The sequence below is a fragment of the Erythrobacter sp. S267 genome (assembly GCF_057365045.1).
The window spans coordinates 74607-94121 of sequence record NZ_CP200298.1; the positions used below are offsets into that span (position 1 = coordinate 74607).

General features: G+C 59.3%; 13 protein-coding genes. 10 read left to right on the plus strand and 3 right to left on the minus strand.

Going from position 1 to position 19515, the window contains the following annotated elements; translation table 11 throughout:
• Positions 1–10: 10 nt before the first annotated feature.
• Positions 11–1621 carry a FecR domain-containing protein gene (locus tag AC0V6X_RS00375; protein ID WP_486182609.1) on the minus strand — a complete coding sequence of 537 codons (1611 nt, stop codon included), beginning with the start codon at positions 1619–1621 and terminating at the stop codon, positions 11–13.
• 139 nt (positions 1622–1760) lie between these two features.
• On the opposite strand from AC0V6X_RS00375, the gene AC0V6X_RS00380 reads away from it, so the two are divergent.
• Positions 1761–3413, plus strand: coding sequence for a ShlB/FhaC/HecB family hemolysin secretion/activation protein (locus AC0V6X_RS00380; RefSeq protein WP_486182610.1), 1653 nt, complete (start codon positions 1761–1763; stop codon positions 3411–3413).
• Positions 3414–3443: 30 nt separating this feature from the next.
• Here AC0V6X_RS00380 and AC0V6X_RS00385 read toward each other — a convergent pair whose 3' ends face one another.
• Both AC0V6X_RS00385 and AC0V6X_RS00390 read right to left on the minus strand, forming a co-directional pair.
• On the minus strand, positions 3444–5006 hold the full coding sequence (locus tag AC0V6X_RS00385; RefSeq protein WP_486182611.1) for a hypothetical protein: 1563 nt from the start codon (positions 5004–5006) through the stop codon (positions 3444–3446).
• 98 nt (positions 5007–5104) lie between these two features.
• Entirely contained in the window at positions 5105–6349 is a 1245-nt protein-coding gene (locus AC0V6X_RS00390) for a dipeptidase (RefSeq protein ID WP_486182612.1), read from the minus strand.
• 152 nt (positions 6350–6501) lie between these two features.
• Here AC0V6X_RS00390 and AC0V6X_RS00395 point away from each other — a divergent pair, with 152 nt between their 5' ends.
• The 9 genes from AC0V6X_RS00395 to AC0V6X_RS00435 all read left to right on the plus strand — a co-directional run bounded on the left by AC0V6X_RS00395 (position 6502) and on the right by AC0V6X_RS00435 (position 19442).
• Entirely contained in the window at positions 6502–8109 is a 1608-nt protein-coding gene (locus tag AC0V6X_RS00395; RefSeq protein WP_486182613.1) for an AbgT family transporter, read from the plus strand.
• Positions 8110–8265: 156 nt separating this feature from the next.
• Positions 8266–10473 carry a TonB-dependent receptor gene (locus tag AC0V6X_RS00400; protein ID WP_486182614.1) on the plus strand — a complete coding sequence of 736 codons (2208 nt, stop codon included), beginning with the start codon at positions 8266–8268 and terminating at the stop codon, positions 10471–10473.
• 152 nt (positions 10474–10625) lie between these two features.
• Positions 10626–12263 (plus strand): peptide ABC transporter substrate-binding protein, encoded by a 1638-nt coding sequence (locus AC0V6X_RS00405; protein ID WP_486182615.1) that lies wholly within the window; start codon positions 10626–10628, stop codon positions 12261–12263.
• Positions 12264–12304: 41 nt separating this feature from the next.
• Positions 12305–12904, plus strand: coding sequence for an ABC transporter permease (locus AC0V6X_RS00410; RefSeq protein ID WP_486182616.1), 600 nt, complete (start codon positions 12305–12307; stop codon positions 12902–12904).
• The gene (locus AC0V6X_RS00415; protein WP_486185490.1) at positions 12873–13226 is read left to right on the plus strand and encodes an ABC transporter permease; all 354 of its coding nucleotides are present in this window, start codon (positions 12873–12875) and stop codon (positions 13224–13226) included. The genes AC0V6X_RS00410 and AC0V6X_RS00415 overlap by 32 nt, the downstream gene beginning before the upstream one ends.
• 30 nt (positions 13227–13256) lie before the next feature.
• Positions 13257–14183, plus strand: a complete 927-nt coding sequence (locus tag AC0V6X_RS00420; RefSeq protein WP_486182617.1) for an ABC transporter permease — start codon at positions 13257–13259, stop codon at positions 14181–14183.
• 4 nt (positions 14184–14187) lie between these two features.
• Positions 14188–15207 carry an ABC transporter ATP-binding protein gene (locus AC0V6X_RS00425; protein WP_486182618.1) on the plus strand — a complete coding sequence of 340 codons (1020 nt, stop codon included), beginning with the start codon at positions 14188–14190 and terminating at the stop codon, positions 15205–15207.
• Positions 15204–16169 (plus strand): ABC transporter ATP-binding protein, encoded by a 966-nt coding sequence (locus AC0V6X_RS00430; protein ID WP_486182619.1) that lies wholly within the window; start codon positions 15204–15206, stop codon positions 16167–16169. Before AC0V6X_RS00425 ends, AC0V6X_RS00430 begins: the two co-directional genes overlap by 4 nt.
• 48 nt (positions 16170–16217) lie before the next feature.
• Positions 16218–19442 (plus strand): bifunctional cytochrome P450/NADPH--P450 reductase, encoded by a 3225-nt coding sequence (locus tag AC0V6X_RS00435; RefSeq protein WP_486182620.1) that lies wholly within the window; start codon positions 16218–16220, stop codon positions 19440–19442.
• The last annotated feature ends 73 nt before the right edge of the window (positions 19443–19515 follow it).

The window sequence follows — 19515 nt, forward strand, 5'->3', positions numbered from 1 at the left end:
ATGGCGCGCGCTATCTGTTCCTGCCGTTGCCATTGCCACGGCCCGGATTGCTTTCGTCATCATCGTCGTTGCCGTTGCCATTATTGCCATCGTCATCGTCGTCGTCGTCGTTGCTGTTGCCAAGGCCTCGACCGCGCCCGCGGTCATCATCGTCATCGTCGTCGACGCCATCGTCACGGCCGCCGCCGCGACCAGGATTACTATCGTCGTCGCCGTCTTCGTCGTTGCCGTTTCCGTTGTTTCCGTTGTCGTCTTCATCGGGGGCGTCTAGGTCAACGCAGAGCCCAAGAACGGCCACTGAACAGTCGTCCTCATCGATGTCCTCTCCGCCTTCGCCTTCGCCGTCGTCGTCATCGGTGTCTTCGCCATCATCGTCGTCGCCGTCGTTTTCGTCGTCGCCGTCGTCGTCATCAGCGTCGTCGCCCTCGTCTTCATCGTCAGAGCCATCGTCTTCTGTGTCGTCGTCATCTTCATCGGCTCGGTTCCCGTTCCCGTTTCCAGCACCGCGTTCTTCATCGTCGTCGTCGTCGCTCTCGTCGCCGCTATTGCCGTTCCCGTTTCCGTTTCCAGAACCGCGCTCATCATCATCGTCTTCGTTGTTGCCGTTCCCATTGCCAGAGCCACGGTTGTCGGCGGCATTCTCGTTACGAGCTTCCCCGCCATTGCCATTGCCATTGCCGTTGCCGTTGCCGTTGCCGTTGCCGTTGCCGTTGCCGTTATCGCTCTCATCGCCACCGTCATCATCCGATGAGGACGTATCGACGACCAGTCGATCCAAGGCCGCTTCGACCTCTCCACTGATCAGACCGTCGGACAATTCGTCTAGATCGCCGCTGGAGCTGCCAACTGCGACGGCGACAATGTCAACGCTACGGCCTGCATCTGCAGTCTCAATGACCGAGACTGCCGGGAGAGAAGGCCCATCGGACCCAACCGCTAGCGGGTTCAACGTAGGCCGCAAGGCAACGCTCGACGCCTGGGGTGAGGCGGGCGTTCCCGGCACCACACTCGCCGCTGCAGCCGGAGCTGCAACGCCACGATTGGGAGAGTCGATTTCGCGGCTGACATCGCCTTCAATGCTCAGGCGGTACATGTCGTCAGCAGCGATAATGGCAATTTCGCCCGGGCGTACAAGATCGCGCGCTTCGCCGTCATTGGTGGACGCTTCAACCGCGCCTTCGGTCACCTGCATTGAGGAGCCTTCGTCGGTCACGGTGATAGTGAAGACAGTGCCTTTGACCACAGCTGCAAGGTAGGGCGTGTCGACGCCAAAATGCGGATCAGGTTGGCGGCCAATGTTGAACAATGCAGAGCCAAAGTCCTGAATGATCTGCACGACGCCGCGTTCGCGCTCACGCGGGGCAATGGTGATGCGTGTATTGGGACGCACCGTCACAAATTCGCGCCCACGCACAATCGTTGCATTGCCGGTTCGCCCAGTGACAAGCTGATGTCCTGAGGGGATTTCGACCCCGCGCCGCGCTTCGCGTTCGCCATCAGCGCTGCGAATCACAACATTGCCGCTTGTCTCGCTGACCGTCCACGGGCCGGATTGAGCAAATGCGCTGGTGCTCGAAAGCAGCAGGGCGATGGGCAGAATAGCACTCTTCGTAACAGGCATAATATAAAACTCCGTGAGCCTGCATTAGGAGCGCGCTGTGAGCGTTTAGTGAGTGCAACTGGTTAACGGGTGATTATTTTGACCTTTTCTTAGGGGGTTGGGGCTTAGGCGCGGGCACAGTTAACGTTGAGGACCCCCGATGCCTGTTAGGCAACTGACACTAATTGCGACGATTCTATGTGTTGCGGCCCCCGCCGCTGCGCAAAGCGATGCTGATCGCGCGGTTGTCGGGAGCCTCGTTGAAGAGCGCGAGCGTGACTCGGCTGAGCAGACCGGATCAGGCGTATCCGCCCAAGCCGTCCGTCAGGCCACGCCACAAGCAAATCGTTCAAACGAACGGCGGATCGAGGTTGCCTCGGTATTGATCGAAGGCAATCAAGCGCTTCCCGACAGCGATTTTCTCGACCTGATCTCCGCCTATTCTGCGCGCAGCTTGTCCGAATCGGATCTGGCGACCTTGGTTGATGCCGTTGCCAATCGTGCGCGCGATGCAGGCTATATCTTTGCCACTGCAACGGTCCCGCGCCAGAGCCTATCGCTGGGCATTCTGCGCGTTCATCTGGATGAAGGCACGGTCGGGGCCATTCGTATCGAAGGCGCAGATGAGCCAGCCATTCGCCGTCAGCTTGCACCTTTGATGGACGGCACACCAGTCACGCGCGAAAGGCTGGAACGCCAGTTATTGCTCGCGGATGACATCTCTGGCGTGCGCATCCTCGATTCCCGCTTCGAACGCGAAGAGGGAGTGGGCATCCTCATCGTCCAGACCCGGCGCTCTCACGCTTCTGCATCGGTAGAGCTGCGCAACAATGGTTCTCGACCGGTTGGCCCTTATCGGGCGCGCATTGATGTGGATTTCAATGGCGTGTTCGATTCCGCTGATGAGATCGACATCACAATTGGCACCACGCCCTTTCAGCCTTCAGAGCTTCAGATCGCGCGCGGCTCCTATCGTATCGTCGTCGATTCAAGCGGCTTGGAGCTTGGAGCGCACCTCTCCTATTCCTCGACCGAGCCCGGAGACTTCCTGGCCGCAAGCGAGATTGATGGTGATTTCTGGCGCATTGGCATCGATGCGCAATACCCGCTGGTCCGACGCAGAGACTTCAGCGTCTGGGTCATCGGCGAGTTTGAAGTGTCCGACCTAAAACAGGAGCGCGCCGGCGAGTTGGTTCGACATGACCGTGTTCCTGCGATCCGAGCCGGGCTCTATTCGCGTGGACGCTTGGCTGGTGGGCAATATCGCGGCCGCGTGATGGTCTCGCGCGGGCTGGATATATTCTCGGCCACGCAGTTGGGCGATCCTCTTGCATCGCGCGACGATGCCTCGGTTGATTTCACGAGTCTTTATGGCTGGCTCGCATGGGACCGTCGTCTGTCTCGCAGTCTTGGCCTAACGTTGGGAGCGCGCGGGCAATTGGCGTCCGATCCGGTCCTGACGACCGAAGATATCGGGCTGGGGGGAACTTCCTTCCTGCGCGGCTACAACTTCAATGAGCGGTCTGGTGATCGCGGGGTCATGGGCTTTGGAGAGCTGAGCTATGACTGGCGAGGCGAAGGCTTCTGGCTCCCGCGCGCGCAGGTTTATGTCTTTGCTGACGGTGGCTATGTCTCCAATCTGGCCGATGGCTTTGGCGGCGGTTCGCTTGCGTCAGCCGGTGGTGGCTTGCGGCTTGATGTGACCCGCGATCTGGACCTCGATCTGGAGCTGGCAGTGCCGCTTACGGGCGAACGTTTTGACAGTGATAGCGATGCGCCGCTGATAAATCTTCGGGTCGAGCAATCGTTCTAGGCGAAAGCTTCCGACCCTGATGCGGAGGGATCACTCTTCGATAAAATAGGCCGAGATAGCTGCTTGGACGGGTATCGTTTCACCCTCTGGCTTGTCAGAGAGGAAGGCGAGCATTGAGCGCACTTGCTGCGCCTTTTCGCCGCCGTGGGGGGAAGCGGCAAGCGGCGCAAAGGCTCGCCTTGCATCTGCGATGCGCCCGTCATTCATGTGCATCATGCCCGTGATAAGCCAAAGCTCCTCGTCAGTGGGCGCAAGCTCCGCAGCCCGCATCAACGCGGCCTTCGCGTTGGCGTTTGGCACCGCGCCGCGCTCAGCAAAGGAGCGGTACGTGTAGACCAACGGAACAGGGTGATCGGGCTCTATCGCATTCAGCCGCTCAAACGGTTCCATGGCCTGTGCATAGGCGGCAGCTTTGGCTTCGGGATCGATCAAGTCCCGTGCTCGGCGGAACTGGGCTTGGCCTTTATAGACAAAGGCTTTGATCTGCGAGGCATCCAATGCCAGGGCCGCGTCGGCTGCTTTGATGGCCGCCTCGTCATCGCCTGCGGCAAACTCTGCCTTTGCAAGCAACGCGAGGACGAAGGGTTCATCCGGGAACTCCTCCGTGATTGCGCGCAGGTCACCGGCGATTTCGCGAGCTGTCTCGGTTCCCACGCCTCGCGCCAGTTGGATCGCAGCCTGCATCGCGGCTCCTTCTCCATCATTCATCGCACGGACTGTCACGTCCCCTGCGCTGAGCCGGTCGGCGGTGATGTGAATCTGCCCGCGTTCCCGATTTCGCGCATGCGCGTTGATTTGCCGCTGGAGATTGCCAAGATTGCCAAAGACCTTGCGCGCTGCCTCAAGCGAGTCCGCGCCTTGCAAAACCTCCAACCAATATTCGCGTAGTTGCCCTTGGCGTTCCTCTGAGGTCGAAAGGTAGTGATACAGCAGCCAGCTATTGCTGTAGAAAGAGTCTTTGTCCTTGGGATTGCGGATGCTGAGGCTTCCCCAATCGAGCGAGAGCAATTCGGGCACCCGTGTCTGTTGTCCATCTACCCAGATGGTCATGAAATCCCGATGCGACGGATAAAGACCCATGTAGACCGACCCATCTTCATGGAAGTGGGCTGCAGAAAAGAACTCGGCTGCCCCTTCGTTCATCCAAAGTGGCATTGGGTGGCGGTCGAGCCTGGCAAAGAAATGATGGACATATTCGTGCAGCAGTATGCGCTTGGACACATCGGAACGACTGCGGCTGTCATCTACGCTCTGCACGAAGGCTGCGCTGCCGCGCCAATTGGGGAGGTAGAACCCGGCAACCCCGGTTGTCCCGGCAAGTTTGCGGATATCGCTCTCCGATCCCACCGCGTAAATCGTGATGCGGTTGGAGGGGCTGGGCTTTTCGAGCGTGCGTCCCGTCGCCTGTTCAAGCGCGCTGTGAAAAGTCTCAAGCTTTTCCGCATAGGTGCGCACATCCTCTTCGCTCGCATCGGCATAGATGACAAAGTTGTTGCTTGAGACTTCATACCAAGTGGCGTTGGCCGCGCTCGCGCTTGCAAGGAAGAAGGCAGCGAGGCAGAATTGCGCGAACCGGCGGAAAACTGTGCTCAATTGAATGGTCCCCTAGCGCTTATCAATGCGTGTTGGACAGGTCATGCCACGGGCGCTCCCAGACACCTTGTATCAGACCGACATTGCCCGCATCGTCTTCAATTGAGGACATCAGGTGAAGTGAGGTCTGCCTCCCGCGCAGCTTCCACGTTGCGCAATAGCCTCAGCACATTGCCGCTCCAGACTTTGGCAATGTCCTGCTCGCTGAACCCCGCATCGATCAGCGCTTGCGTGATCCGGGGTACAGCGGTCACATCCTGCATGCCGGTGACGCCGCCGCCGCCATCCCAATCCGCGCCAATCCCGACATGGTCGATACCGACGAGCTCGATCATGTAGAGCAGATGCTCGACATATTTATCGAAGCTCGACCGGTTGGGCGGAAAGCGCGTGTCGAGTGCGCGGCGCTGAGCGATGTAGTCGGCCTGTTGTTCGGGCGTCATTTGGTTGAAGCTGACCCCGAAACCGGCATTGAGTTCTTCGAGCGCCGCGGCGCGCTCGGGACTGTCTGCGACGTCCTCGAGGTAACCGGGAAAGGCGTTTACATGCACGACGCCGCCACTTTGCGCGAGCTGGATCAGGAGTTCATCGGGCACATTGCGAGCATGCTCGTAGACCCCATCGGGGCCAGAGTGGGAGAGAATGACCGGCGTGCGCGACACCGCCATCATATCGCGCAAAGCATCGTCCGAGGCGTGACTGGCATCAACGATCATGCCAAGCCGATTGGCTTCGCGCACCAAATCCTTGCCCATCTCGCTAAGGCCGCCATGCAGCGGGTCGTCGGTTGAGGCATCGGCGAACTGGTTGCTGTCCCAATGGACGAGGCCTAGCATGCGCAGGCCTCCAGTGTAGAAGACCTCCAACAGGGCGATGTCCTCTCCCAACGGATAGGCGTTCTCCATGCTTTGGAAGACCACGATTTTGCCAGCCGCGTGGATGCGCGCTGCATCGTCGGCGGCAAAGGCCAGTTCGACATCGTCCGAATACTTTGCGGCGAGCTCGCGGATGGCCATCTGCCGCAACAGCGCAGAGGTGCGCGCTGATTGATAGGCCTCTTTGGTGAGGGGACCGGGAGCTGTGTAAATCACCCAGAACCCGCCATCGAGCGCGCCATCTCGCAGGCGCGGCAGATCGACGCTGGTGCGGTTTTCTTCATAGGACCCGCGTGCCGAAAAGTCATAGCTGTCGCGGTGGAACTGCGCAGGAGTGTCGAGGTGCGCATCGAGGGTCAGGATTTCGCCATGCAATGCGATGGCTTCCTCGCTCACTTGCGCGTCCTCAGCAACAGCCCCTGTTGCACATAGGATAGCCAAGACACTGGCAAGGGTCGGTCTGATCATAGCGAGAATTCCTGTTGGTTCTTAGACTTGCATAAATGCCACCCGCCAAATCGCAAAGCCCGTGTTTGGAGGGAAACTGCTTCTCAAATTTGCTCGATTGCATATCATGAGCCGCTTCAGCATCACACGACCCGCAATTGGAGCGATAATCTATGGCTGACAGCCAGCAGCCGGCAGCCGAGCCTGCCGACACACCGCGCCGCAACGCATTCACGCGGTTTCTCGACGGAGTGGAATGGCTGGGCAATTTGCTGCCGCACCCGGTCACTCTGTTTGCGGTACTCGCGCTCGGTATTGTCCTGCTGTCCGGCCTCATGGGCTGGCTTGGCGTCGCTGTGATTGATCCTCGACCAGAGGGCGCGAAGGGCGTGGCGGATGATGGCATGATCCGCGCTGTCAGCCTGATGAATGGAGACGGGGTGCGGCGCATCTTCACCAACTTGGTCGACAACTTTACCGGCTTTGCTCCGCTTGGCGTGGTCCTGGTTGCTATGCTGGGCGTAGGCGTGGCGGAGAAGTCGGGACTTCTCTCGGCTGCGGTGAGAGGCATGGTTCTCGGCGCGCCCAAGCACTTGGTCACGGTGGCCATTGTGTTTGCTGGGATCGTTTCGAACACAGCTTCGGAAGTCGGCTATGTCGTGCTCATCCCGTTAGCAGGCGCGATCTTCTACGCGCTGGGTCGGCACCCGCTTGCAGGGATGGCGGCTGCCTTCGCAGGGGTGTCAGGAGGGTACAGCGCCAACCTGCTTATCGGTACTATCGATCCGCTGCTCGCCGGGATCACCCAAGAAGCCGCGCGGCTGATCGCGCCTGATTACACAGTGGTTGCGACAGCGAACTGGTATTTCATGTTCGCTTCAACCTTCCTTATCACAATCATCGGTTCGCTCGTGACGATCTACATCGTCGAGCCCAAGCTTGGTGCTTACGATTCCTCCGATGCTGATCCTGAGATCCTTGATGATCGAATGATGGAGAAGCTCACAGACAAAGAGCGCAAAGGGCTGGTCCGCGCGGGCATCGCTCTGCTGGCGACCTTGGCATTCATGGCCTTTACGCTCGTTCCCGAATGGGGCGTGCTGCGCGATCCGGACACTGGCGATCGCATCGACAGCCCGTTCTTTGACGGATTTGTCGTGTGGATCCTGATTTTCTTCGTCGTGCTAGGCTATGCCTATGGGCGAGTGGTCGGGACGATGAAGACCGACCGCGATGTGATCGACGCTATGGCCACGGCGATCTCCTCGCTGGGTCTATACATAGTGCTGGTGTTCTTCGCTGCGCAGTTCGTGGCCTTCTTCGGCTGGACCAATCTCGGAGCGATCACGGCCGTTACGGGAGCCAACGCTTTGGTTGAGACGGGCATGACCGGTCCGGTCGTGTTCTTCCTGTTCATCCTGCTGTGCGGCGTCATCAACCTATCGCTGGGCTCGGCGAGCGCGCAATGGGCTGTGACTGCGCCGATCTTTGTGCCGATGCTGATGCTGATCGGATATTCGCCCGAAGTGATTCAGGCGGCATACCGGATCGGAGACTCCACCACTAATATCATCACCCCGATGATGAGCTATTTCGGCCTCATCCTCGCCTGGGCGACGCGGTATGATAAGAATTTGGGCGTGGGCACTCTCATCGCGATGATGCTCCCATACTCGATGTTCTTCATCCTGTTCTGGTCAGTATTCTTCTACCTTTGGACCTTCGTGTTCGGCATCCCAGTAGGGCCGGGATCGCCGACCTATTACGCGATCGGCGGGTAGCGACCGGGGCCATCCGGCCAATCCCAAAACCTGAAAAGTGGCGCTTTTGTCACAAGCATCCGCGGGCCCGAAATCGGCGCACAATTGAGTTGCATATGAGAATAAGTCTCAATAGTAGGAGCGCGAGTTCAGGACGGATAGAAAGACTCGAGCACTATGACATCAGCTATTTTCCGCAGCGCATTGCTTGTCAGCAGCGCCCTTATTGCAGCGCCTGCACTGGCTGAGAACAATGAAGAAAGCGCGGAAGATGGCCGTCCGAACATCATCGTTTCGGGCGATGTTCTGCAGTCCAACCAAGTTGCCTCGGTCAAGACGCCGACCCCAATTATCGACGTTCCGCAAAGCCTCAGCATCACTACGGCCGAGGACATTGAAGAGCGCGGCTGGACTAGCATTGGCCAAATCATCGACTACACGCCCGGCGTGAACACTTCGCAAGGCGAAGGTCACCGCGATGCCATCGTGTTTCGCGGCGTACGTTCAACCGCCGACTTTTTCATCGATGGTGTGCGCGACGACGTGCAGTATTATCGCAGCCTCTACAATCTTGAGCAGGTCGAGATCCTGCGTGGCCCCAACGCACTACTTTTCGGGCGCGGCGGGGCGGGCGGTGTTCTGAACCGTGTGACCAAGAAGGGCGTGTTTGGAGAGAACTTCTCCAGCGGACAGATCGCCATCGACACGTTCGGCGAATTCAGCGTCTTCGCTGACCTCAACCTCTCCTCCAGCGAAACCGCCGCCTTCCGCATCAATGCTGCGTATGAGAGCCTCAACAATCACCGCGATTTCTACGATGGAGAGCGGATTGGCATCAATCCGACAGCGCGGCTGGCGCTCGGCGAAGGCACGGTGCTCGATCTGTCCTACGAATACGCCGACCACGAACGTTTCGTGGATCGCGGGATCGTGACGGGCACGGACGGCCGCCCGGTCGAGGCGTTTGAAGACATCGTCTTCGGCGACCCTGAAGACAACTTCACCACGCTCGAAGCGCACCTGCTGCGCGCCAATCTGCAGCACAATTTCTCGGACAATTGGAAAGGCACCTTCAGCGCATTCTACGGCGACTATGACAAGGTCTACGCCAATTATTATGCGAGCGCTTACGATCAGGCGAACACGCCCGATGAAGTCACGCTCGACGGTTACATCGATACGACCCAGCGCGAGAACCTGATCCTCACCGGCAACCTTGTCGGCGAGTTCGAGACCGGCAGTATAGCACACACTCTGCTGATCGGTGGTGAGTATATCAACACCTCGTCCGATCAGGATCGCTTCAACCCCTTCTGGTCCGCGCAAGGCGCTGACCGCGCGGCCGAGATTGCTGCGACCGGCAGTTCCTCGATCCGCACTGATACGACGAACTTCCTCATCAACCGCCCGCTGGCTCTGCGTGGCAGTGTCGGGACGCGCACCGATGGAACGCCCAATGTCAACATCTATGGCGATTTCAGCGTGCCCAACGCAGATGTCGCCAACTCGGCGATCCTGAACGACTTCACCTTGGTCGATATCGATGTCGTCTCGATCTACATTCAGGATGAGATCGAAGTCACCGACTGGCTCAACCTCGTGGTCGGAGGGCGCTTCGACAGCTTCGACATCACCGTCGATAATGTCGTGTCGGGCGAAGTCCGCACCCGCAAGGACGAGGAATTCTCCCCGCGCGGTGGCATTATCCTGAAGCCGCAGGAAAACATCTCCTTCTATGTCAGCTATTCAGAGAGCTTCCTGCCGCGTTCGGGAGAGCAGTTTGCCAACATCAACGGCGACAACAATGCGCTCGATCCCGACACCTTCGTGAATCTCGAAGCCGGCGTGAAGTGGGACTTTGCACAGGGCCTCAGCTTTACTGCTGCTGTGTTTGATATTGAGCAAAGCTCGCCGCAGCCCAACGATGACAATCCCGAAACGCTCGATGTGATCGATTCAACGATCCAGGGTTTCGAGCTGCAATTGGACGGCGAAATACTTCCTGGTTGGACAGTCTCTGTCGGCTACTCATATCTCGATGGTGAGCAGCAGGGCCTCACAGGTCCAACCGGTCTTCGCCCACGTGAACTGCCCGAAAACATGTTCTCGATCTGGAACAGCGTCAGCGTGACGGACCGTCTCGGGCTGGGCCTTGGCCTGACGCATCAGGGCGAGAGCTTTATCAACAATGGCAACACCGCCACGCTACCCGCCTACACACGGATTGATGCAGCGGCATTCTACGACATAAGCGAGAATCTGCGCATTCAGGTCAATGTCGAGAACGTGACTGATACGCTCTATTTCCCAAACAGCCATGCGACCCATCAGGCAAGCGTGGGCGCGCCTATCAATGCGCGATTCGCGATCTCGGGTCGCTTCTAAGACGCTCCGTGACTGCCCATCGGTCGAGCTGTGCGGCCCGAAGGCCACATTTCAGTGCGGGTTCATGTTTGAGATAACATGCGGAACACTCTAAGCGGTCTGCTTTCGCAGCCGCGAAATGGACCAAATCGATTCTCTGGAGCTTTCTGAGCATGCCCACTGCGCTGACCTATCGCCCCTATCTGACGATCCTTTTGCTGACCTTCGCCGCTTTGGCGCTCGCAGCATGCGGAGAACGCGAACGGGATGTCGATGTCGCTACGCAAGAGGGAATTCTGCTGGTCGGCAACGGTTCGGAGCCCAAGTCGATCGACCCGCATCTCGTTACGGGCGTGACTGAAAACCAGATCATCCAGACGATGATCGAAGGCCTTATCGCCTATCACCCCGATGACGACACGGTTCCCTATCCCGGCGTTGCGGAAAGCTGGGAGAGCAATGATGACTTCACGGTCTGGACCTTCAAGCTGCGCAACAATGCCAAGTGGACCAATGGTGATCCTGTAGTCGCGAGCGACTTCGTCTACAGCTGGCAGCGCGCGCTTAGCCCGGCTCTCGGTTCCGAGTATGCTGAGATGCTGTACGTGGTCGAGAACGCAGAGGCCTTCCACGCTGGCGACATCACCGATTTTAACCAGGTCGGGGTTAAGGCGCTGGACGATTACACGCTTGAAGTGACGCTTAAGGGCTCAACCCCTTACTTCCTCTCCATGCTTAAGCACTATAGCTTCTATCCCGTGAACCCGCGTGTGGTCGAAGAGTTTGGCGGCATGACCGATCGTCAGAGCGGCTGGTCCACGGTTGAGAATTTCGTCGGCAACGGCCCGTTCAAGATCACCGCGTGGAACACCAACGACTTTCTGGAAGTGGAACGTAACCCGACCTATTGGGACGCAGAAAATGTCGGCCTTAATGGTATCCGCTTCTACCCGATTGAGAACCTCAACACCGAACACACCGCTTTCCAGGGCGGCCGTCTGCACGTGACCTATGAAGTTCCTGCCGATCGCATCCCGCGACTGCAGGAAGCCAATGATCCGGCGCTCAACATCGACCCGTATCTCGGTTCCTACTTCTACCGTGTGAACGTCACGAAAGAGCCGTTCAACGATCCGCGCGTGCGTGAGGCTTTGTCGCTGACCATCGACCGCGAACTGATTGTCGAGCGTGTTTCGCAAGGCGGCCAGACCCCGGCGACCGGCTTTGTCCCCGGCGGTATCTCCACCTATCCGACTGCGCAGGCTGTTGGTTATGATCCGGAGCGTGCACGGACCCTGCTGGCAGAGGCTGGTTATCCGGGCGGCGAGGGCTTCCCAGCGGCTGAGATCCTCATCAACACCTCGGAAAACCACCGCAAGATTGCCGAGGCCGTTCAAGCCATGTGGCGCGAGCAGCTTGGCGTTGAAATCGGAATCTACAATCAGGAGTGGAAGGTCTATCTCGATAGCCAGAGCTCGCTGAATTATGACATTTCGCGTTCCGGTTGGATCGCTGACTATGTCCACCCGATGACGTTCCTTGAGATTTTCACCGCGGGGAATGGCAACAACGACACTGGCTGGGAAAATGCTGAATATGACAGCCTGATCCGTCAGGCCCAGCGCGCGAGCACTGAAGAGCAGCGCACTGAGCTTATGGCCCGTGCTGAAGCTATCCTGCTCGAAGAGCTGCCGATTGTGCCTATTTACTGGTACACGCGCCCTCGGATGATCGATCCGCGGGTGCAGGGTTGGAACCCGAAGCTGCTGGACAACCGTCCGTTTAAGCACATTACCCTGTCCGCCAACTGATCCTGGGCAAGCAGCACTTTTAGAGAACAGGGCCCAGCGCTATGACCCGCTTCATCCTCACGCGCATCGCGCAGGGCCTGCTGGTTCTGTTGGCGATCTATGCGCTGACTTTCATTCTGGTAGCTCTGACACCTGGCTCACCCTTCAGTAGTGAGCGCGCGATCCGGCCTGAAATCCTCGAGCAGATCGAGGCGTTTTACGGCTTCGACAAGCCTCCATTGGAGCGGTTCTGGACGTCGCTGACCAACGCGCTGCAAGGCGAATTCGGCCCGTCGGCGGTCTATGCCAACCGTTCAGTGACGGACATCATCGGAGAAGCCTTTCCGGTCTCGCTGACACTGGGCGCAATCTCGCTGCTGGTGGCGCTCGGGATCGGCATTCCGGCAGGCATTCTGGCAGCGGTAAAGCGGAATACCTGGCTCGACTACGTTCCGATGTCGGCTTCGATGGTGGGCATTTGCCTGCCGACCTTTGTGCTTGGCCCACTGCTGGTGCTGATCTTCGGGATCAACTTGCAGGTGCTCCCCGTTTCGGGCTGGGGCTATCCAGAGTTTCATAGTCCTGCCGGCCGCAACGCTCGGCCTGTTCTACGCAGCTTATTTCGCGCGACTGACACGCGGCGGGATGCTCGAGATGCTTAATCAGGATTTCGTTCGCACCGCGCGCGCCAAGGGCGTTCCTGAGCGCACGATCATTTGGAAGCACTGCCTCAAAGGCGGGCTGATACCGGCGATCACCTATCTTGGCCCGGCGCTCGCGGGGATCATCTCAGGCTCATTCGTGGTCGAGACGATCTTCCAGATTCCGGGCCTTGGCCAATGGTTCGTGAAGGGCGCATTGAACCGCGATGACTTCCTGATCCTGGGCCTCACTGTCCTGTTTGCCGCGCTGATCGTTGTCATGAACCTTCTGGTCGACATCATTCAGGTCGCGCTCAATCCAAGGTTGAAATATGACAAGTAGCGCCGCAGCAAGCCCGATAGAGGTGCGCCCATGAGTGCTCGCACTGCCAAAATGGTGGCGGGCGCGGAGGAGCGTATCGCCGCTCAGCCCACTGTAGAAGAGCTTGAGAAAGGCTCGTCCTTGTGGGTCGATGCCTGGCACCGTTTGCAGAACAACCGGTTGGCCATGGTCAGCTTCTTCCTGTTCATCGCAATCGTGCTGTTTTGCGTGATTGGCCCATTCTTCTCGCCGCATAGTGGTGAGACGCAGGACCTGGTCAAAGGCGCGACGTCTCCGTCGGCTGAACACTGGTTTGGGACAGACACTCTGGGCCGCGATCTGATGGTGCGCACGATGGAGGGCGGACGGATTTCGCTGCTCGTCGGGATGGTCGCCACGCTGGTCGCGCTCGCCATTGGCGTGATTTACGGAGCGACCGCAGGCTATCTTGGTGGCCGAGTGGATGCAGTGATGATGCGGATCGTCGACACGCTTTACGCGCTGCCATTCACGATTTTCGTCATCCTGCTGATGGTTGCCTTTGGTCGCTCGCTATGGCTGATTTTCGTCGCCATTGGCGCAGTTGAATGGCTCAGCATGGCGCGTATCGTGCGTGCGGGCGTAATCGGTTTGAAGAAACAGGAATTTGTCGAGGCGGCAGTCTCACTTGGCTACAGCCACACGCGGATTATCGTGAAGCACCTGATCCCGAACGTGCTCGGCCCGGTGATCGTCATCGCGACGTTGACCGTACCGGCGGTGATGCTGCTGGAGGCGTTCCTCAGCTTCCTTGGCCTTGGCGTGCAGCCGCCCAACGCTTCGTGGGGTGTGCTGATTAACGAGGGCCAGCAGAACATGGATATCTTCCCGTGGCTGCTGATGTTTCCCGCCTTCTTCTTTGCGCTGACGCTGTTCACGCTCAACTTCCTTGGCGATGGCCTGCGCGATGCGCTCGATCCCAAGAGCTCGAAGGACTGATCCGGTGGCGCTACTCGAAGTCAGAAACCTTTCGACCTCATTCCACCTGCGCAGCGGGATTGTGCGCGCGGCTCAGAATATCGACTTGACGTTGGAACGCGGCGAGACGCTCGGCATTGTCGGCGAGTCAGGTAGCGGCAAGTCGGTCACGTGTTATTCGATCATGCAGCTTATCCCGCAACCTCCGGGCCGGATTGAGAGCGGCGAGGTGATGTATGACGGGCAGGATCTGCTGAAGCTGTCCGAAGCGGAGATGCGCGGCATTCGCGGCAAGAAGATCTCGATGATTTTCCAGGACCCGATGACCTCGCTCAATCCGTATTTGCGGATTTCGACCCAGCTGATTGAAGCGGTGAAGGTCCACGAGGATATCGACGACAAGGCCGCTTTAAACAAGGCGATACAGGGTCTCGAGGAAGTGGGCATTCCCGACGCTTCCAAGCGCGTGATGAGCTATCCACACGAATTCTCCGGTGGGATGCGGCAGCGTGTGATGATCGCAATGGCGCTGATCAACGATCCCGATCTGCTGATCGCGGATGAGCCGACGACGGCTCTCGACGTGACGGTGCAGGCGCGCGTTCTCGACATTATCAAGGAACGGCAGGAGCGGCTCGGTACATCGGTCATCCTCGTCACCCACGACTTGGGCGTCGTCGCGGGCACCTGCGACAAGGTGCAGGTCATGTATGCGGGTCAGGTTGTCGAGAGCGGCACCACCGACCAGATCTTCTACAACCCACAGCACGCCTATACGCGCTCGCTCCAGAAGGCGATCCCGTCGCTCAAAGAGAAGAACGAGACGCTGTATACGATTGCAGGGACGCCGCCTGACTTGTCCAAACCGATCAGCGGCTGCGCCTTCCACCCCCGCTGCCCATACCCGAAGATCGAGGGGGCAGAGGGCGCCCCGCAGCTCGTTGGACTGGGCGATGGCCATTGTGTGCGCCAATGCGGCCAGTGCGACCGTTCGAAGCCTATCGAAGAGCTGTTGGCCGTTGAAGTCGCGGAGGACGTGGCATGAGCGAGCTTGCAGACAAAGACGGCTTCCTCGTCCTCGACAATGTGTCGCAGCATTTTGATCTCGGCAAGGAGCTCTTCACCCGCAAGACCAAGGGCGTGGTCAAGGCGGTCGACGGCATTTCACTCTCAATCCGCAAGGGCGAAATCCTCGGCATTGTCGGCGAGTCTGGCTGCGGCAAGACGACGCTCAGCCGCACAATCATGCAGCTGCTGCGGCCGACCGGAGGCCGCATCTTCCTCGAAGGCAAGGAGCTCTCCGCGCTGAGCGATAGCGACGTTCGGGTTGAGCGGATCAACTTCCAGATGATCTTTCAGGACCCCTATGCCTCTCTCAACCCGAGGCTGACGGTGTTCACGACTTTGAGCGAGGCGATCCGGACGCGACATCCCGATGCGAGCGGCGATGCGTTGCGCACACGAGTGGTTGAGCTGATGCGCACAGTTGGCCTCAATCCCGCGCAGATGAATCGCTATCCGCATGAGTTTTCCGGCGGTCAGCGCCAGCGCGTTGCGATTGCCCGCGCTCTTGCGCCCGAACCCAAGCTGGTGATCGCGGACGAGCCTGTCTCCGCGCTCGACGTGTCGATCCAGTCGCAGATCCTGAACTTGCTGAAACGCCTCTCGGCCGAGATGGAGTTGACGATGATCTTCGTCAGCCATGACCTGTCGGTGGTGCGTTATATCTCGGACCGGATCGCTGTGATGTATCGCGGTCAGATCATTGAGCTCGGGACCGCCGAGGCCATCGTCGATGACCCGCGTCACATCTACACCAAGGCTCTGATGAGCGCGATTCCCTTGCCCGATCCCAAGAGCGAGCGTTCGCGTGAACGCATCTTGCTCGAAGACGATCCGGATGAGAATTCGGGGGGCAGTGACGATGGTGAAGGCACACTCGAAGAGGTCGTCCCCGGTCACTTCGTATCCTCACGCAGCTTCGATCGGCGGGTGAAGACGGCCTAAGGCTCCAGTCCCTTTGCAGCGGGCAGGAGCTATGGCATTACCTTTGCCATGGCATCGCAGATAGAGCTCGCCCCGATACCGCAACCGCCCGGCCAGCCGATCATTGGCAATGCGTTGACGGTTGACGCCTCGCGGCAGATCCAGTCGCTGATGGAGCTTGCGGACGAGCACGGGCCCATCTTCCAGCTCGACATTATGGGCAACCCGATTGTCATCATCTCGGGCGCGGATCTGGTCGCGGAAGTGTGCGACGAGAACCGCTTCGACAAAACTGTGCGCGGGCCGTTGAAGCGGCTGCGGCTGATTGGCGGGGATGGCCTCTTCACCGGCGATACGGACGCGCCCAATTGGGCGAAGGCGCACAACATCTTGCTTCCATCTTTCAGCCAGAAGGCGATGGGCAGCTACCTGCCGATGATGATCGATATCGCCAGCCAGCTTATGCTCAAGTGGGAACGGATGAACTCGGACGACGTGATCGACGTACCCAAGGATATGATCCGCCTAACGCTCGACACGATCGGCGTGTGCGGGTTCGGATACCGCTTCAACTCCTTCTATCGCGAGGACTTCCACCCCTTTATCGCCGCGCTCAGCCGGACCTTGCAGACGACGCAGACAATGCGTGGGCTGCCCGGCGAGAAGCTGATGAAGAAGGGGGCGATCGACCAACTCCACCGCGATGCCGACTACATGAACAATCTCGTCGATGAGATCATCAAGGAGAGGCAGCGCGGGACTGGCAATAATGGCCCTGAAGACCTGCTCGACTTTATGCTGTCAGGACGTGATGCAGCCACGGGTAAGCGATTGTCGGATGAAAATATACGTTATCAGATCAACACTTTCCTGATTGCGGGACATGAGACGACGTCGGGGCTGCTCTCCTTCACGCTCTACTACCTGCTAAAAAACCGCGATGTTCTGACCAAGGCCTATATCGAGGTCGACGCCGTGCTTGGGCGCAATATCGATCAGACACCAACGCTCAAGCAGATTGGCCAGATGCCCTATATCCGCGCGATCCTGCTGGAGGCGTTGCGACTGTGGCCGACTGCACCTGCGTTTGGTCTTGCGCCGTTCAAGGATGAGGTGCTGGGCGGGAAGTATCTGATCCCGAAGGGTACGTTTACGACCGTGCTGATCCCCTCGCTCCACCGCGACACGTCGGTTTGGGGAGAGGAGCCGGATCGGTTCAACCCTGACAACTTCTCCGCCGAAGCGGAAGCGGCACGCAATCCGGCTGCGTATAAGCCGTTCGGCAATGGGCAGCGGGCGTGCATTGGGCGGCAGTTTGCCATTCAGGAATCTATCCTCGTTCTGGCCATGCTGCTGCAGCGGTTCGAGCTGTTTGATCATTCGAATTACCAGCTCGACATCAAGGAGACGCTTTCGATCAAGCCTGATCAGTTCACCATCAAGGCTCGGTTGCGGGATGATGTGGAGCGGGGTGGGGCAACACCTCAAGTTGATGAAACACATCCGCACGGGCCGAGTGAACAAAACCGGGTTCCGAAACACGATACGCCGCTGCTTGTTTTGTTCGGATCGAACCTTGGTTCGAGCGAGGGGTTTGCGCAGGAAGTCGCGCAAACTGCTGAATTTAATGGCTTTAATGTCACCCTCGCGCCGCTTGATGCCTATGCTGGCAAGCTCCCGGAGGAGGGCGCGGTCGCCATCGCCTGCGCGTCCTACAACGGCAAAGCGCCGGACAACGCCGCCAAGTTTGTACAATGGCTGGAGGACACCTCACAAGACCTCTCCGACACCTCCTATTTCATGCTCGGCTGCGGCAATTCGGACTGGGCCGCGACCTTCCAGGAAGTCCCGCGGCAAATCGATGCGCGCCTCGAAGCGCTCGGAGCCAAACGCCTGATCGCCACCGAGGAACTCGACGCGCGCGGCGATGTCGACACGCAATTCCACGACTGGCTCGACAGGGCGGTCCCGCAATTGGGCGAGGCTTTCGGGATCGACTTGTCGGGTGAGAATGCCGCCATCGCCCAGCCGCTCTACTCGGTCGAGATCACCGAAAGCGTCACCGCCAACTCCGTTGCCTCACGCGTTGGCGCGCATGATGTGACGCTGGTCAGCAACACCGAGCTGAAACCCAGCGCTGCCCAGGGAGGTCGCTCCACCCGCCATATCGAGGTCGAGCTGGCAGACGGCATGGAGTACGAACCCGGCGATCACCTCTGCGTCGTTCCGCTCAACGATGACGCCGTGGTCGAACGGCTGCTCAGACGCTTTGGCCTCAACGCCGACACCCATGTGCGAATTGAATCGCGCAGCGAAATGCGCGGACCGTTTCCCAGCGGCAGCACCTTCTCCGTCCTCAACTTGGCCAAGACCACCGGAGAGCTTCAGGCCGTCGCCACGCGCAAGGACATCGCGACGCTCGCACGCTATTCGGAATGCCCCAATTCGCGCTCCGGGCTGGAAGCGCTCGCCGCCCCGCCGTCAGAAGACGGCACCGATCTCTACGCCACCGAAGTGCTCGCCAAACGCAAATCTGTCCTCGACGTGCTGGAGGATTTCCCCGCCTGCGACCTGCCACTGGCGGTGTTCCTAGAGCTCATCCCGTTCCTAGCCCCGCGCTATTATTCGATCGCCTCCGCGCCGGAATCGAAGCCCGGCCAATGCGCGATCACGGTCGGCGTGGTCAAAGGCCCGGCGCTTTCAGGCAAGGGCGAGTTCAAGGGCACGTGCTCCAACTATCTGACCGAGCTTGGGCCCGGCCAGCGTTTCAAAGCCATCATCCGCAAGCCCAGCGCAAATTTCCGCATGCCCGATGACCCGTCGGAGCCGATCATCATGGTCGGCCCCGGCACCGGCATCGCGCCCTTCCGCGGCTTTCTGGAGCGGCGCGCGGCGCTTAAAGCCAAAGGCGCGACGCTGGGCGAAGCCATGCTGTTCTTCGGCTGCCGTCACCCGGACGAGGACTTCCTCTACCGCGAGGAGCTGGAGGGGTTCGCCGCCGAGGGCATCGTCGACCTCCACACCGCCTTCTCCCGCATCGAGACCGAGCATGAAGGCGGGCGGGCCTATGTCCAGGATGTGATCGAGCAACAGTCCGAGCGCGTCTGGTCACTGATCGAAGGCGGCGCGCGGATCTATGTCTGCGGCGACGGCGCGCAGATGGAGCCTGACGTGCAGCGCAAGCTGAAGGCCCTTTGCACGGCTAAGACGGGCCGCAGCGCCCAAGAAGCTGACGTCTGGATCGAGGAAATGATCGAGGCCGAGCGCTATATGCTCGACGTCTGGGTTGGGTAGGTCGTAAACTCCCACATCACGCATCCGAGGGCCCCCGTTGGGGTTTGGCCCAAATGGCCCATCCCAGCGTCAG